Annotated in this window: 9 protein-coding genes and 2 pseudogenes; 5 read left to right on the top strand and 6 right to left on the bottom strand. The window is 72.8% G+C overall.

Annotated elements, in window-relative coordinates; translation table 11 throughout:
• Positions 1-2 precede the first annotated feature (2 nt).
• A complete protein-coding gene (locus AAW14_RS20510) occupies positions 3-992 on the top strand; it encodes an MmcQ/YjbR family DNA-binding protein (RefSeq protein ID WP_265565355.1) in 990 nt (329 codons plus the stop codon).
• Positions 993-1111: 119 nt separating this feature from the next.
• Entirely contained in the window at positions 1112-1948 is an 837-nt protein-coding gene (locus AAW14_RS20505; protein ID WP_265565354.1) for an isocitrate lyase/PEP mutase family protein, read from the top strand.
• Positions 1949-1999: 51 nt separating this feature from the next.
• Here the strand turns inward: AAW14_RS20505 and AAW14_RS20500 are convergent, their stop codons facing one another.
• Positions 2000-3649, bottom strand: coding sequence for a DUF885 domain-containing protein (locus tag AAW14_RS20500; protein ID WP_265565353.1), 1650 nt, complete (start codon positions 3647-3649; stop codon positions 2000-2002).
• Between the two features lie 31 nt (positions 3650-3680).
• On the bottom strand, positions 3681-5099 hold the full coding sequence (locus tag AAW14_RS20495; RefSeq protein WP_265565352.1) for an XRE family transcriptional regulator: 1419 nt from the start codon (positions 5097-5099) through the stop codon (positions 3681-3683).
• A 270-nt stretch (positions 5100-5369) separates the two neighbouring features.
• Here AAW14_RS20495 and AAW14_RS20490 point away from each other — a divergent pair, with 270 nt between their 5' ends.
• Positions 5370-8609 (top strand): AfsR/SARP family transcriptional regulator, encoded by a 3240-nt coding sequence (locus tag AAW14_RS20490; RefSeq protein WP_265565351.1) that lies wholly within the window; start codon positions 5370-5372, stop codon positions 8607-8609.
• A gap of 144 nt (positions 8610-8753) precedes the next feature.
• On the opposite strand, the gene AAW14_RS20485 is transcribed toward AAW14_RS20490, so the two are convergent.
• The 3 genes from AAW14_RS20485 to AAW14_RS20475 form a co-directional block, all read right to left on the bottom strand.
• Positions 8754-8906: a hypothetical protein gene (locus AAW14_RS20485; protein WP_265565350.1), complete on the bottom strand. Its 153-nt coding sequence runs from the start codon at positions 8904-8906 to the stop codon at positions 8754-8756.
• Between the two features lie 131 nt (positions 8907-9037).
• On the bottom strand, positions 9038-9853 hold the full coding sequence (locus tag AAW14_RS20480) for a hypothetical protein (protein ID WP_265565349.1): 816 nt from the start codon (positions 9851-9853) through the stop codon (positions 9038-9040).
• 352 nt (positions 9854-10205) lie between these two features.
• The gene (locus AAW14_RS20475) at positions 10206-11783 is read right to left on the bottom strand and encodes a trypsin-like serine peptidase (protein ID WP_416223343.1); all 1578 of its coding nucleotides are present in this window, start codon (positions 11781-11783) and stop codon (positions 10206-10208) included.
• A 1270-nt stretch (positions 11784-13053) separates the two neighbouring features.
• Here AAW14_RS20475 and AAW14_RS20470 point away from each other — a divergent pair.
• Positions 13054-14028 (top strand): MFS transporter, encoded by a 975-nt coding sequence (locus AAW14_RS20470; RefSeq protein ID WP_265565388.1) that lies wholly within the window; start codon positions 13054-13056, stop codon positions 14026-14028.
• A 149-nt stretch (positions 14029-14177) separates the two neighbouring features.
• Positions 14178-14477: pseudogene (locus AAW14_RS39770) on the top strand (aldehyde dehydrogenase family protein); the annotation flags it as partial.
• Between the two features lie 55 nt (positions 14478-14532).
• Here AAW14_RS39770 and AAW14_RS20465 read toward each other — a convergent pair.
• Positions 14533-14662 (bottom strand): annotated as a pseudogene (locus tag AAW14_RS20465) (aldehyde dehydrogenase family protein); the annotation flags it as partial.
• Positions 14663-14695: the final 33 nt, after the last annotated feature.

Below are 14695 nucleotides of genomic sequence, written 5' to 3'. Positions count from 1 at the left end.
ACATGGTCACCGTCGAGGACGTGCGGCACCTGGCACTCGCGCTGCCGCGCACCGAGGAGCATCTGATCCGGGACCGGGTGAAGTTCCGCATCGGCCGGATCGTCTATCTCGCGCTGTCCCGTGACGAGACGACCCTGGGGTTCGCCTTTCCCAAGGAGGAGCGCCAGGCCCTGGTGGCCTCGGAACCGGAGAAGTTCTCGCTGCCCGGCGCCGGTGACCTGCGCTACAACTGGGCCCAGGCGTCGCTCGCCGCGCTGAGCCCGTCCGAACTGGCGGAACTGGTCACCGACGCGTGGCGCATGTGCGTCCCCGGGAAGGTCGCCCGTGCCCACCTCGGCCCGGACGCCGATCCGCCGCTGCGCCCGGCCCCGGACCTGGCCCGACTGCGCTCCTCCGCCCAGGTGTTCGCCGCCTACCGGGGTGTCGACCGCACCTGGCTCGAGCTGCGCGAGCTGACCGCCCCGGCCCTCGAACCCGGGGACCCCGCCCACCGCTCGGCCCTGCACCGCTGGCTCAACTCCTGGGGGTGCAGGCTGCCGTACCCGCGCGAGGGCGAGCCGTACCTGCTCGGCGACCACCTCGCCGCGTGGAGCGAGAAGCACTTGCTGCCCGTCACCCCGCTCCCCGACCTGACCGACAGCGACATCGACGCCGTGTCCCGGGCGTACGAGGAACTCGCCGGCCTTCCGGTCAAGTCCCCGCCCCGCCCCCGCACCCTCGGCCCGACGGCCGCCGCGAAGGCGTTGTACGCGCTGCGCCCGCACACCGTGATGCCCTGGGACGCGGCCATCGCCACCGAGCTGTACGGCACCCGGGACGGCGCCGCCTTCGCCCGCCATCTGCGCACCGGCCGGTCCTGGGCGCGCGCCGTACTCGCCGAGAGCGGTCTGACCGCCGACGCGCTCGTCGCCGATCTCGGCCGCCCGGCCGTCACCCTCCCCAAGGTCCTCGACGAACACCTCTACGTGACGATCACCCGCGCGACCCCCTGACCGTACGCCCGAGTCGTCCGAATACCGCCCCTCTTCCGAACCCGTGTGTGACGATCGCACGCGGTCGTCGCCCCGCACCGCAGCAGCAGTTGCGGAAACCGTGAAAGGCACTGAAAACCATGACAGTTGACCAGAGCACCAAGGACAAGGCCCAGCGGCTGCGCGCTCTCGGCACGGGCTCTGTTCTCGTGCTGCCCAACGCCTGGGACGCGGGCAGCGCCGCCGTGATCGCCGCCGCCGGTGCCTCGGCGATCGCCACGACCAGCGGCGGTGTCGCCTGGTCCCTCGGCAAGGGCGACGGCGAGCAGGCCGACCGGGACGAGATGCTCGCAGCCGCCGCGCGCATCGTCGCCGCCGTGGACGTTCCGGTGACGGTGGATGTCGAGGGCGGCTACGGCGCGGCCCCGGCCGAGGTGGCGAAGACGGTCACCGCGGTGGTCGCGGCCGGTGCGGTCGGTATCAACCTGGAGGACTCCAAGGCTCCCGGCGGCCCGCTGTTCACACCGCAGGAGCAGGCGGAGCGGATCGCGGCGGCGCGCGCCGCGGCGGCCGAGGCAGGGCTGCCCGAGCTGGTGATCAACGCCCGTACGGACGTGTACCTGTTCGGCATCGGCGAGGAGTCCGGACGCCTGGAGGACGTGCTGGCCCGCACCGCCGCCTACGCCGAGGCGGGCGCGGACGGCATCTTCGTGCCCGGCCTGCTCGACCTGGCCGTTCTCGGTGAACTGTCCTCCCGTTCCGCGCTGCCGGTGAACGCCATGGCCGGCCCCGGCGGGCCCGGCGTGGCCGAGCTGTCCAAGGCCGGGGTGCGCCGGGTCAGTGTCGGCACCGGCGTGGCCCAGGCCGCGTACACGGCGGCCCGCCGCGCCACGCTGGAGCTGCTGGCATCCGGTACGTACGACGAGCTGGACGGCTCGCTCGACTTCTTCCAGATGAACGGGCTGTTCAGCGCCTGAGCACGGACGAAGGGGCCGGTGTCGCCACCGGCCCCTTCCCCGCGCTGTCGCTCAGCAGTCCGCCGTCCAGCGCGCGACCACCTGGTCCAGCACGTCCAGTGGCAGCGAGCCGCTGCCGAGCACCAGGTCGTGGAAGGCGCGGATGTCGAAGGCCGGCCCGAGCTGCTGGGCGGCGCGGGTGCGCAGCCGCTGGATCTCCAGCCGGCCGGTCATGTAGGACAGCGCCTGACCGGGCCACTCGATGTACCGGTCGGTCTCGTTCCGTATCTCGACCTCGGCCAGCACGGTGTGGTCGCGCAGGTACGCCACCGCCTGCTCGCGCCTCCAGCCGAAGTGGTGCAGCCCGGTGTCGACGACCAGACGGGCGGCCCGCAGCGAGTCCATCGCGAGCATGCCCAGCCGGGCCAACGGCCCGGAGTACAGCCCCATTTCGTCGGCGAGCCGCTCCGCGTACAGGCCCCAGCCCTCGATGTAGGCGTTGATCCAGGCGATCCGGCGCAGCCGCGGCAGCCCGGTCAGCTGCTGGGCCATGGAGAGCTGGACGTGGTGGCCGGGCACCGCTTCGTGGAAGGCCGTGGCCTCGGCGAGCACCCGTGAACGCTCCGCCGCCCGCTCGGTGTTGGCGTGGTACGTTCCCGGCCGCGAACCGTCCAGCGCGGCCGGCATGTACCAGGCCTGGGGTGCCCCCGGCACCTCCTTGCCGTCCAGGACACAGGGGCGGGCGGGCAGCCGCCCGAAGCGTCGTGGGGCGGCCGACTCGGCTCGTGCGATGGTGGTACGGGCGGCCGCGAGCATCTCCGGCGCACCGCTCCACCGCAACCGGATGTCGGTGCGCAGCCGGTCCCGTACCTCGCCCGCGTCCGGCGCCCCGCCGAAGGCCTGCGCTCCGATGTGCGCGTACTCGTCCTCGAGCCGGGCGAGCAGCTCGATGCCGATGTCGTGCAGCTCCTTCGGGGAGCGTCCGGTGGTGGTGTGGACGCGGGCGAGCGTGGCGTAGTGCTCCTCGCCGTCGGGCAGATGGCACAGTCCGGGCCGCTCCTCGGGCCGCCCCCGCGGGGCGAGTTCGCCGGACAGGACGTCGCGGTAGACGGCGAACGCCGGACGCACCCGCCCGTCGATCAGCCGGTCCCGCTCGGCGTGGTGCCGTTCCCGCAGCGGCACCGCGCGCAGGGGGTCCCCCGCCGGGTCCGCGAGGTAGGCGTCGAGCCGGGCGACCGCCGCCCGGACCCGCTCGGCGACGGGCAGCCTTCCCTCCCGCAGACCCGCGCGGTGTCGCTCCGCCGCCTGCGCCAGGTACTCGGGCACCGCCGCGAGCCGATCCAGATGACCGCGCTCCTGTTCATCGCCCGCCGGGCGCACCTCGGGCAGGGAGCCGAGCAGACGACCGATCGGAGAGTTCTGGTAGTCGGCGACGGTGTGCTCGACGAGGCGCGCCCCGAGCCGGTCGGCGACGGCCCGCGCCTGCTGCGCCACCACGGCCCGGGTCACCTGCTCGTCGGCGTCCTCGGCGGGCGCGCGGTCCGCCCGCCCGGCGAGCCGCAGCGCCCGCTCCCGCAGGGCGGACTGCGCCTCCCACGACGGGTCGGCGAGCCGCCCGACGGTCTCCGGGCACCCTTCGAGCGCGTCGTCGAGCGGATCCTCGGCGGCGATGACCCCGACGGCCTCCTCGGCGAGGGCGGCGACGGGGGTGGGAGTGGTCATGCTGAGATCTCCTGTCAGGACTGAGTACGGGTCAGGGCGCGGGAACGGCACTTCGGTCCCGCCCGGCGTGCTGGGCGCAGTCCGGCCCACTTGCGGTGGGGTCCGCCCGGGAGAGCGCGAACTGCCGTACCAGCGGCGGTAGTCCGTACTGTCCGGGTACGTCGGTCCGCTCCAGCAGGCCGCTGTCGACCAGGGTCTCGAGGAGGTCCTCGACCGGTTCCGCCGGCCGCTCCAGGGAGCGGGCGAGGGCGGTGGCGGAGCGGTGGGCCACCGTGTTCACCGAGGGTGCCGTCTTCGCGGCCGCGAACTGGCGCAGCACGAGCCGGGCCCAGGGGGTCAGACGGCGGTAGGAGGCCTCGTAGCGCTCGGTCAGGCTTTCGTCGCCCACCCGCAGCCGGTCGAACAGCCCGTCTCCGGCGACGAGTTCGGCGACCGCCTCGCCCAACAGGGCCTCCGGGCGCGCGGCCAGCCACCGGCCGGCGAGGACCAGGGCGAGGGGCAGGTCGCCGCAGGCTTCCGCGAGCAGCAGGCCGGCCCTCGGGGCACAGGCGAGCCGGTCCTCGCCGACGATCCCCGCGAGCAGCTCCATCGACTCGTCCCGGTCCAGGACGGGCAGCGCCAGCCGCCGTACCCCGTCCAGGCCGAGCAGCCGGGACCGTGCGGTGACGACGATCCTGCTGTGCGGGGCGGCGACGAGCAGCTCGCGCACCTGACGCTCCTGGAGCACACCGTCGAGCACCACCAGCAACCGCCGCTCGTGCAGCACGGAGCGGTACAGCCCGACACGCTGCGCGGGGTCGTTCGGGATGTGCTCCGGCGCGATGCCGAGGGACTGCAGGAGCCCGCCCGCGATGCCCGCAGCGTCCTTGCGCCCGTCGGCGGCCGGGTCGAGGCTGACGTACAGCTGCCCGTCCGGCAGGTCCGCGGCCAGCTCGCGGGCCAGCCGCAGTGCGAGCGCGGACTTGCCTCCCCCGGCCTGCCCGTGGATCAGCAGCGGCGGGGCGGGGCCGTCGCCCGGTACGGTCAGCAGGCGCGACTCGCTCAGCTGCCGGGCCCGGCCGGCCAGCGGCCGCGGCTCCATCGGCAGTTGGGCCGGCGCCGGCAGCAGCGCCCGCACCGCGGCGGCCCGCAGCCGGCTCTCCTGCGCCTGGTGCGCGGCCTTGGGCCCCGGCCCCGTCTCCTCGCCCGCGCAGCGCGCCGCCTCACGCCAGAGCCGCTCCCACGTCATCCGGTCCCCGCCGCATGCCTCGGCGAAGGCGAGCGCCACCTGGAGGGTCGGCAGCCGGTAGCCGGCCGCCGCGTCCGAGAGCACCGATGCGGAGAACAAGGCCCGCTTCGCCAGCTCGCGGTAACTGGGGGAGCCCGCCGCGGCCCGGAGCCGGCGCAGCTCCCGGGCGAAGGCGGTGGCCGGTCCGGCGTCCTGCGCCAGCGGTTTCTCCGGTCTGCCCACGCTCATGCTCCTTGGGGATGGTCGGTGGCGGTGTGCCGCGGGTTCGCCGCGCACCTCCGCCTCTCCTGCCTGCCTCCGCAGGGTCCGGCGGGCCGTTCCCGATCCCTTACCGGCGCGGTACCGCGTTCCGTCCCTTGCCGGCGCAGTGCCGCGTTCCGTCCCGACGCTTCGTTGCAACCCGTAGCACTCGCTGCGCCAAGCGTTATGATTCCGCTGGTTTGTGCCGTGGCTGGGGGACTGGGGCATGGGGCGGGGGAGCCGATGGCGGTCATGGACGTGGGGAACGACGGGAACAGATCCGCGGGTGGCACGGCGGCCGAACTCCATCAGGCCGCCGCACCCCTGGCGTTGCAGGACGCCGCCGGCGCCCGCGAGCATCCGCCGGCGCCGGCGCGGGGCCTGACCTTCCTGCTGCTCGGTCCGCTGGAGGGCTGGCTGGACGGAAACCGGCTGCGTCTCGGCGGCGCCATTCAGGAGCGCGTTCTCGCCATGCTGCTGCTGGAGCCCGGCCGGCTCGTCCCGGTGCCCCGGCTGGTCGAGGCGGCCTGGGGGGAGACCCCGCCGACCACTGCCGGCCATCAGGTCCGCAAGGCCGTCGCCGACCTGCGTCGGCGCATCCCCGAGGGCAGCGGGTTGATCGTCACCGACGGCCCCGGCTACCGGGTCGTGCTCGACGGCGTCCGCCTGGACCTGCTGGAGTTCGGCGCCCATCTGCGCTCCGCCGCCGGCGCCGAGTCGGCCGGCCGCATCGCCGACGCGGTAGGGGAACTGGGCGCGGCGGTCGCCCTGTGGCGCGGGCGCGTCCTGGCCGGCACGGGCGGGTCGGTGATCGACGCGGCCGCCACCGTGCTCGAGGAGCGCCGGATCACCGCTGCCGAGCAGCTGTTCGAGCTGCGGCTGATGTGCGGCGAGGGCAATGCGCTCGTCGCGGACCTGCGCGATCTCGTCGCCGCGTACCCGCTGCGCGAGACGCTGCGCGGCCACCTCATGCTCGCCCTGTACCGCTCGGGCCGGCAGGCCGAGGCGCTCGAGGAGTACGGCCGGGTCCGCACCCTGCTCGTCGAGGAACTGGGCGTCGACCCGGGCCCGCGGCTGGCCAAGCTGTACGAGGACATCCTGCAGGACAATCCGACGCTGAGCCCGGCGCCTGCCCCTGCCCCTGCCCCGGCCCCTGCCGCCGCCACCGCAGAACCGTCACTGCACGGGACCGGCGCTCCCGTGGCGGCGGACACCGGAGCCACTGCCGGGATTTCCGACGGCCCCGTGGCCCCGTACGCGCCGGTTGCCCCCGCCCCGCACACGCGGCCGGAGGCCCCCTGCACTCTCCCCTACGACCTCTCCGACTTCACCGGCCGACGCACCGAGCTCACCCGCGTCATCGAGCTGGCAACGGCCCCCGAACGTGAACACCGGGCGCGGATCGTGGCGATCGACGGCATGGGCGGCGCCGGCAAGACCTGCCTGGCCGTACGCGCCGCGCACCAGCTCGCCGGCGACTATCCGGACGGTCAGCTCCACCTGGACCTGCGGGGCTTCACCCCGGGCGAGGAGCCGATGCGGCCCGAGAACGCCCTCGACGTGCTGCTGCGCATGCTCGGCACCCCGGGCGAGCGCATCCCCCAGGACCTGCAGAGCCGGGCCGCCCTGTGGCGCTCCTCGCTGGTGGGGCGGCGGTTGCTCCTGCTGCTGGACAACGCCGTCGACGCGGCGCAGCTGCGCCCGCTGCTCACCTCCGCGCCCGGCTGCCTGGTGCTGGTCACCAGCCGGGCGCGGCTGGTGGACCTGGACGGCGCGGCCTGGCTCTCGCTCGGACTGCTGCCCCTCGAGGACAGCGTGGAACTGGTCGCCGAGACGCTCGGCGCGGACCGGGTCGCGGCCGAGCCGGAGGCGGCCGCCGAACTCGCCGAACGCTGCGGTCATCTGCCCCTGGCCCTGCGCATCGCCACCGCCCGGCTGCGCAACCGGCCGCGCTGGACGCTGGCCTACCTGGTCGACCGGCTGCGCGACGAGACCCGCCGCATGGTCGAACTCACCTCCGGCGAGCGGGGCGTGGCGGCCACCCTGCGGCTGTCCTACCTGGCGATGACCGAGCGGGGCCGCAGCGCGTTCCGGCTGCTGGCCGTGCACCCGGGCACCCGGATCGACGCGCATGCCGCCGCCGCACTGCTCGACCTGGACCTCTTCGACGCGGAGGACCTCCTGGAGCACCTCCTGGACGTCCATCTGCTCCAGCAGCCCGACATCGGCCGGTACACCTTCCACGACCTGGTGCGCAGCTTCGCCCGGGAGCTGCCCACCGAGGAGGAGGAGACGGCGGCCGTGACGGAGCGGCTGCTCGGCTATTACGTCGCCGCCACCGAGGCCGCGTGCCAGGTCCTCTTCCCGGGCCGCAAGCAGCAGCCCACCGAACTGGCGCCGTACGAGGGCGAGTTGCCGCCGCTGGTTGATGCGGCCACGGCCCGGCACTGGTTCGCGCAGGAGCACGAGGGCCTGCTCGAGGCGACCGCGCTGGCCTTCCGGCGGCGCCTGGACCGGCACACCGCCGTACTGGCCCGCAATCTGATCTTCCACCTCAACGCCCGTGGCCACCACACCGAGTACGCGGACGTCGCCCGCACCGCCGCTGCCGCCGCGCGTCGCACCGGCGACCTGTGGCTGCTGAGCAACGCCCTGTCGAACCTCGGCGTCGCCTGCTGGAAACTCGGCCTGTTCGAGGAGGGCATCGAGACGGTCACCGAGGCCCGCGACGTGGCCGTACGGGCCGGCAACCGGCTCACCGAGGCGCACGCCGAGAGTGTCCTGGGCACCCTGCAGGCCACGCGCGCCCGCCATGAGCCGGCCCTGCGCCACCTGCGGCGCTCGCTGGCCCTCGCCGGAGAGCTGGGCGCCGTACGCAACCAGGCCGACATCCTGTGCACCCTCAGCACGGCGTACGAGGAACTCGGCCGCTACACCGAGGCCGCCGAGGCCGCGAGTGAGGCCGCCGAGATCTCCCGGCGCCTCGGCTACCTCAACAACCAGGTGGTCTCCCTGACCGACCTGGCCTTCGCCCAGATGGGCCTGGGAGACCACCGGGCTGCCCGCGACACCCTCGCCCGGGCCCGCGCCCTGTGCGACGGGCGGATCCCGGCCGGGGACACGGCCCTGCTGTTCGCTCTGTCGGCCCGGGCCGCGCAGGAACTCGGCGACACCGAGGCCGGGCACGGCTTCGCCGCCCGGGCCCTCGACCTGGCCGGCCGGACCGACGCGCCCCTGCGCCGCGCCAAGACGCAGAACCTCGTCGCCCGCTTCCACTTCCACGCGGGGCGGTACGAGACGGCCCGCGCCCTGCACGAACAGGCCCGTCGCAGCGCTACCTCGGTCTGTCTGCGGGTGGAGGAGTGGCATGCGCTGTCCGGCCTGGCGAGCGCGGAGCGGGAACTCGGCGACGCGGCGGCGGACGGACACCGGACGGCCGCGCAGGAACTGCTCACCCTGGTCGGAATGGAGCGCCCGCCCCGCGAACGCTGACCGGCCCGGCGGGAAACGCGCCGCGAGCACTGCCGGGATACGCGCCGCAGGTAGTGCCCGGAAAACGGAAGGCGCCCCCTCCGGTGATCCGGAGGGGGCGCCTTCGGCATGCGCCGCTGTGTGGGGCCTTACGGCTGTACGGCCTTACGGCTGTACGGTGTGCGGGCTTGCCTCGTCGGCAAGCACCTGGTGCGCGGCCGTACCCGTCACGGCCGGGAGCTCCACCGCCGCGCCCAGGCCGAGTGCCAGGGCCAGAGCCGCGAAGATCCCTATCAGTCGCGCTGCCTTGCTGCGCATGTATCCGTCCCCCAGGGGTAGTTGGCGGTGGCGGCAGTGCCGCCCGCTCTCGACGTCGGTGATGTTTCCGGCAGCGGTTCCCGATCCGGTCCCGTCTCGTTACCGGCTCCGCACGGGTCCGTCACCGGTACTCAGAGCCCGCCGTCGGAGCACCCGGCGATCCGGGGCCCCTCCCGTGTGAGCACGACGTCGGTACGCAGCGCACCGCTCACGAAGCCCGCCAGATCGAGCAACTCCCGTACGCAGGAACGGATCTCGGAGATCGCGTTCGGCCCCGTACGCGCCCTTCCCGCGAACCCCTCCCGCACCACCACGCTCACCACGTGGTGCATCCCGCCCAGCGACAGCGTCTGCACCCGGAATCGCGGCCCCGCCAGCAACTCCTCGACCAGATGCGTCCCGTCCACCGCGGTCTTCGCCCACACCGCGAGCCCCTCCGCATCCCGCACGAAGTCCGTCCGCCGCCAACCGCCCTGCGGACCGGACGACTTGATCACGACGGGCGGTCCCAACCGCTCGGCCGCAGCGCGGGCCTGGCGCACGGTGCCCGCCTCCTCCGCCCGCACAGGCGCCTGCGTGCTCCCGCGCAGCAGCCGTCGCAGCCCGATGGGGTCCTTCAGCCGCTCCTCGGCCGGGTCGCGCCACAGCGCCCCGGACCGCTCCTGCCGTATCCGCCGCACCACGCCCCGGGCGCCGTCGTCGGCGCCGGGCCCGCACAGCACCTGCCCGATCCCGTACCGTCGTACGAGCCCTGTCAGCAGGCCGTGCAGGGCGCCGTCCGCCGCCATGGCCGGGCCCGCGACGAACACCCGCTCGATGCGCACCGCCTCGGGCACGGGCTCCCGCGGCTCCAGCACCACCCATAGATCGAACCCGGCGGTCACGGCGGACCGTACGAGCTCCTCCCCGGGTTTCACCAACAGCATCCGTTCCGCAACGCTCGCCACGGCCTCTCTCTCCCGCCGGCCCATTCCGAACGCCGCCACGGTCCCGCCGTGCCTTCCCGTCGACCTCCTGAACGGTTCCCTGGGCTCCGCCCCCCCCCGCACGGAAAACGGCCCTGACCGCTGCGGTGGACACCCACCGCGGGTCAGGGCCGTTCTCTCGGTACTCGAGGACCTCGAAGGCCTGGACAGCTGTCGCTCTCGGGCTCGACGAAGCCGCTCGATCAGAGGCACCTGATTCGGCGGCCTCAGAATGAACTTGTCCTTCTGTTCGTCGAAGCACTAAATGGTCGACCGTGAACCTAATACGGCGTCACAAACAAGAACCACCTGACCATCCTCACGGGGAATTTGTTCAGGGGGCCGGTGCGATGAGAGCGCGCGCGGTGCCGAGTTTGTTGGAGACGGTGTCCGTGTAAAGCGTCGTTCCGCCGTCGGGGCGGCGAACGACGAGGTCATCGGTTTGCCCATTGGGGGTGAAGTTCCCGGCGGTCATGGCCTGGTCGCCGGTCCACAACGTGCTGGGGCCCTGAAGGCGGGCCGCGCTTCCCACTCCGGAGGTGGTGATCGGGTAGGTGTCCAGTTCGCCGTTCTTCCAGCGGACCATCAAATTCCATTCCCCGCCGCCCAGGAATTCGCCGCTGGTCAGACCGGCGGCGTCCTGCCAGGCACGGCTGGGCCCCTTCAATTGGCTTTCCTTGCCGAAGGTGCCGGCACCGACGCCGGAGTAGAGGGACAGTTCGCCGTCGGACCAGCGCACGATGAGGTCGGTCGCGTCCTGGCCCGTGGTGAAGTGGCCGGCCGTCATCTGGGTGGCATGGGGCCACGTCGGGTTGGGGCCGGTGATCTGGGTACCGGCCGTGTTCAGCCCGTTGTCCGCGACGTCGTCGTACAGGGTGACCTCGCCGTCGGACCAGCGCACCAAAAGGTCGGACCGGTTCGAGCCCGTGAAGTTCCCCGCGGTGATGGCCTGCGCATGGGGCCAGGTGGTGTTGGGAGCCAGGAGCTGATGCTCGGAGGCGAACCCTCCGTTGCCGTCGCCGAGGTACAAGGTGGCCCGGCCATCACTCCACATCGCGATCATGTCGCCGTGGCCGGTACCCCGGAAGTCCCCGGAAACCAGCAGCCGGGCGTGCCGCCAGGCGTCCCAGGTGCCCATGGAGTAGGGGAGCGCAGGCTGTTGGTAGGGGCCGTGATCGGTATGGGCACCGAGTTTGGCGTCGCCGTACAGCTGGAAGAAGCGGTCGCCGTACACAGGGCTGTACGTGAGCCGGTTGTACAGCGGATCACTGGTCGGCACGTCAGGGCCGCCCGCGTTCCAGCCGCCGACGTTGCCCACGATCTCCCCGGTACCCGAGCCGTTCACGTCGACCCTGGAGAACCACGGCCCGCCGGAGACTCCTCCCCACATGCCGGCACAGTCGATGCGCATCTGATTGAACCCCGCCAGGGCGCTGGTCCTGGCCGGGCAGCTCACCGCCTGGTCCGCGCGGTCGTACCTGGTCATCGGGTAACCGATGACGGTGACATCGTTGGTGAATCCCGGAGTGGGCGCCACGGTGTTCGCACCGACCACGTCCTGGACCTTCTTGCCGTGGTAGGTACCGACCCGCGCAAAGGCGAAGTCCAGGTCGGAGTTGGCGCCCTTGTCCGCTGCCCACTGGGGGTCGCGGAACCACTCCTGGACGGGAAAGACGCCGAACGGCTGGGCGTCGGCGGACTTCCTGCCGTCGTACCGGGGGACGAACATACCGTGGGCACTCTGGCAGTGCCCGGCGGTGAGGATCAGGTCGTGCCCCGGACTGTCCACCACACTGGCCGTGCAGAAGTGCGTCTGAGGAGCGCTTCCGCCATAGAGAGTCCCGACGGACTTGATCCCGGCGAAGTGCTTTCCGCCGTCAGCGGGCGACTTGACGGCCGGACCCCTTCGCATCGACGCATGCCCCGCCGGTTCGGCATGGCGGCCGGAGGGGTCGATGGCCGCCTCCATGCGGTCATGCGTCCAGAACCGGATGGCATCCTCGGCCGTCCAGTTCGGGTCGTCGTCCGGATCGGCGGCCCCCGTCGTCGGCCTGGACCATGGGGACGGCGCCGGACGATGACCGGAGGAACGGTGTTGCGCGTTGTCCGTCCGAGGCGCAGGGGAAGGAGAAGCGGTCGCCGTCCCCGGATTACCGGCGAGGAGAAGGCCGCACAGCATGGCGGTGACCGCACTGAGCGTGCGTATTCGGTGCACAGCAAGACTCCACTGGGTGAGGAATGCCTGAAAACGGGGGAAGCGCCCTGTCCGGCCCCCGACGGCAGGGCGGGGTGCGACACACGGGCGGGCGGACGCGAGAGCCGAAGGAGGCCACACGTGTTGGGCGCGGTGCCCGAAGTGGCGGCCGCGCCCCGTGGTGCGCCGGGGGCAGTTGTCGCCGAAGCGCGGAGCTGTCGCCCGATGCCCACGTCAAACCTGAAGCACCGTCAGGCGTACGAGGACCGTTGCGCCGAAGGCCGTCGCTCCCGCAGCTGCCCGGGCCCAAGTGCCCGTGATGCCCGAGGGCCGGGCGGCAGCAGGGCCACCGCCGACGACGGCCTGCTGCCGGTCCGCCGACCGTGGCGGCGGGTGACCGTCACGGGGTGGATTTCCGGTGCGAGGCCCGGCCGTGGGGCGGCATGTCCATCGCACGCGGCCGACCGGTCATTGCGGCCGCACCCCGGGTTGTCGGCGCAAGGGCAGGTGGCGGCCGTGCGGCAGGTATCGGGGGCGTTGCCTTCGCCGGCGATCCGGAATGCCGTAGTTCCACCTGGCTCGGACGACCGGTCGTCGTCGCCCAGGTGCGGTGATGTCCACGTGGTCGTCTTCACCCGCGGATCGTCGTTGATGGACAAGCTTTTCCCCCCAAGCAGTGTCCGCCGCCCTCCGTCGCCCTGGGCGACTCGCGAATCCGGGCGCGGATGATGCCCTGACAGCGTTCGGCGCCACCCTGGTCAGGGGTGGTTCGAACACCTGTTACCGAAGAGTACAGGTTGCCGATCACCCACGCAGCGTGGGGTCGGCCTCCTCAGGGAAGGAGCGCGCTGAAGGGTGGGTGGCTCCATGACAAACCCGGCCGTTCAGTTCGCCGATCACCCGCACGATTTGGGTGGCGGCGCTTCCGGAACCCCTGGGCAGCGGTATCCGGGCCAGGGCCGAGACCATCCTGGACCGTCGCGGGTCGATGCCCGGGCGGGCAGGGGCAACTGCTCGGTGCCGCCCAGGTGCTGTTGCACACTCACCACGGCCTGCGGCCCGACCGGCCCTGGCTTCGGCCGCCGCGCCCTCCCTGACGCTGCTGCTCGTGGCGCGCGTCCTGGCAGGACTTGGCGCCGCCCTCTACACGCCGAACGCCTCCGCGGCGGCGGCCCTCGCCGGTCCCGCTCGCCGCGGGCAGGCCCTGGCGGTGATCCTCGGCGGCCTGACCGTCGGTACCGTCTGCGGCGTCCCCGTCGGCACCGCGATCGGCCAGCACATGTCCTGGCAGGCGAGCCTGGTGTTCGTCGCCGTGGTCGGCGGGATCGCCCTCCTCGGACTGCTGGCCACGCTGCCCGCGCTGCCCATCCCGCCGGCCGTACCGATGTCGGCCCGGCTGGCGGTGCTCGCCCGCGGACGGGTGGTGGCCCTGGTCGCCTTCATGCTGCTGGCCAGCGCGTCGAGCATCATGGTCTATGCCTACGTCGCCGATGTGCTCCGCGTGACGGCGCACACCACCGGCACGGCACTCGCGATCGCGCTGCTCCTCTGGGGCGTCGGCGGCATGGTCGGCTCCTTCGGAAGCGGCTGGCTCACCGATCGCTGGGGTGCCGAGCGGACTCTGTCGCTCGCCCTGGTCGTGCTGGCGGTCACCCTGGCCGCGCTGGCGGTTACGTCCTCCACGGCGGCCGTCGTGGTCGTCATGGTGCTCAACGGTGCCGCCGGATGGGCGGTGGCCACGCCGAACAACCACCGCCTCACCGCGCTGGTGCCCGAACTGCCGCCCGTGGTGATCTCGTTCAACTCCTCGGGCATCTACTTCGGCCAGGCCCTCGGTGTCGGCCTGGGCGGCATCCTGCTCGGCCATGCGACAGGGGTGCGCACGCTCTGCCTCGCCGGCGCCGCGCTCGCCGTCGTGGCGTTGCTGGTCCACCTGCTCATCGGCCGGCCGAGGCAGATCTGACTCAACGAGACTGCACCCGGGCCTGCCGCAGAACGCCGATCGGGAGCAAGGCGTGGATAGCGTTTGGATTGCTGGGCGAGCGGGCCGGTCGGAGAGAACCGGGAGATCCGCCGGCGATCGGCGATGCCACCTGCAGCCGAAATCATCGTATGCGCGACAGGAGTGCAGTCATGTCTTCTCCAGCCCGGAACTTAGCGGATGGACAGCTCTTCATCGACGGGAAGCCCCGCCCCTCCGAGAGCGGTGAGACCCGAGAGATCATAAATCCGGCTACGGAGGAGGTGATTTGCCGGGTCGCCTGGGGCTCGAACGCTGATCTGGACCAGGCCGTCTCCGTCGCGCAGGCCGCGTTCGAGAGCGAGGAGTGGGGCGGACTCACCCTTCCGCAGCGCGGCCGGGTGCTGCTGCGGATCGCCGACGCGATCGAGGAGCGCGCGGACGAGCTGGCCCTGCTGGAGTCCCTCAACGTGGGCAAGCCGATCACCGTCGCGCGGGCCTTCGACGTGTTGTGCACGACGGTGTTGCCCGCGGCGAGCGCCGGGGCGATCTTGTTGATCGCCAGGTTGAGCGGGAAGTTGAACGGCGTGATGGCGCCTACCACTCCGAACGGCTCTCGGCGGGTGACAGCCATCGAACGCCGGTCGGCCGGCCACCGCCCGAGTGTCGC

Source organism: Streptomyces hygroscopicus (genome assembly GCF_026168105.1).
Taxonomy (GTDB): domain Bacteria; phylum Actinomycetota; class Actinomycetes; order Streptomycetales; family Streptomycetaceae; genus Streptomyces; species Streptomyces hygroscopicus_D.
The sequence above is the reverse complement of the archived record's forward strand: the minus strand, read 5'-3'. Positions and strand labels throughout refer to the sequence as shown.

Bases quoted from the DNA above. Each gene is read 5' to 3' on its own strand.
- AAW14_RS20470 (WP_265565388.1), top strand. From the start codon at position 13,054: ATGCCCGGGCGGGCAGGGGCAACTGCTCGGTGCCGCCCAGGTGCTGTT.
- AAW14_RS20490 (WP_265565351.1), top strand. From the start codon at position 5,370: ATGGACGTGGGGAACGACGGGAACAGATCCGCGGGTGGCACGGCGGCC.
- AAW14_RS20485 (WP_265565350.1), bottom strand. From the start codon at position 8,906: ATGCGCAGCAAGGCAGCGCGACTGATAGGGATCTTCGCGGCTCTGGCC.
- AAW14_RS20510 (WP_265565355.1), top strand. From the start codon at position 3: ATGGTCACCGTCGAGGACGTGCGGCACCTGGCACTCGCGCTGCCGCGC.
- AAW14_RS20505 (WP_265565354.1), top strand. From the start codon at position 1,112: ATGACAGTTGACCAGAGCACCAAGGACAAGGCCCAGCGGCTGCGCGCT.
- AAW14_RS20475 (WP_416223343.1), bottom strand. From the start codon at position 11,783: ATGCGAAGGGGTCCGGCCGTCAAGTCGCCCGCTGACGGCGGAAAGCAC.
- AAW14_RS20500 (WP_265565353.1), bottom strand. From the start codon at position 3,649: ATGACCACTCCCACCCCCGTCGCCGCCCTCGCCGAGGAGGCCGTCGGG.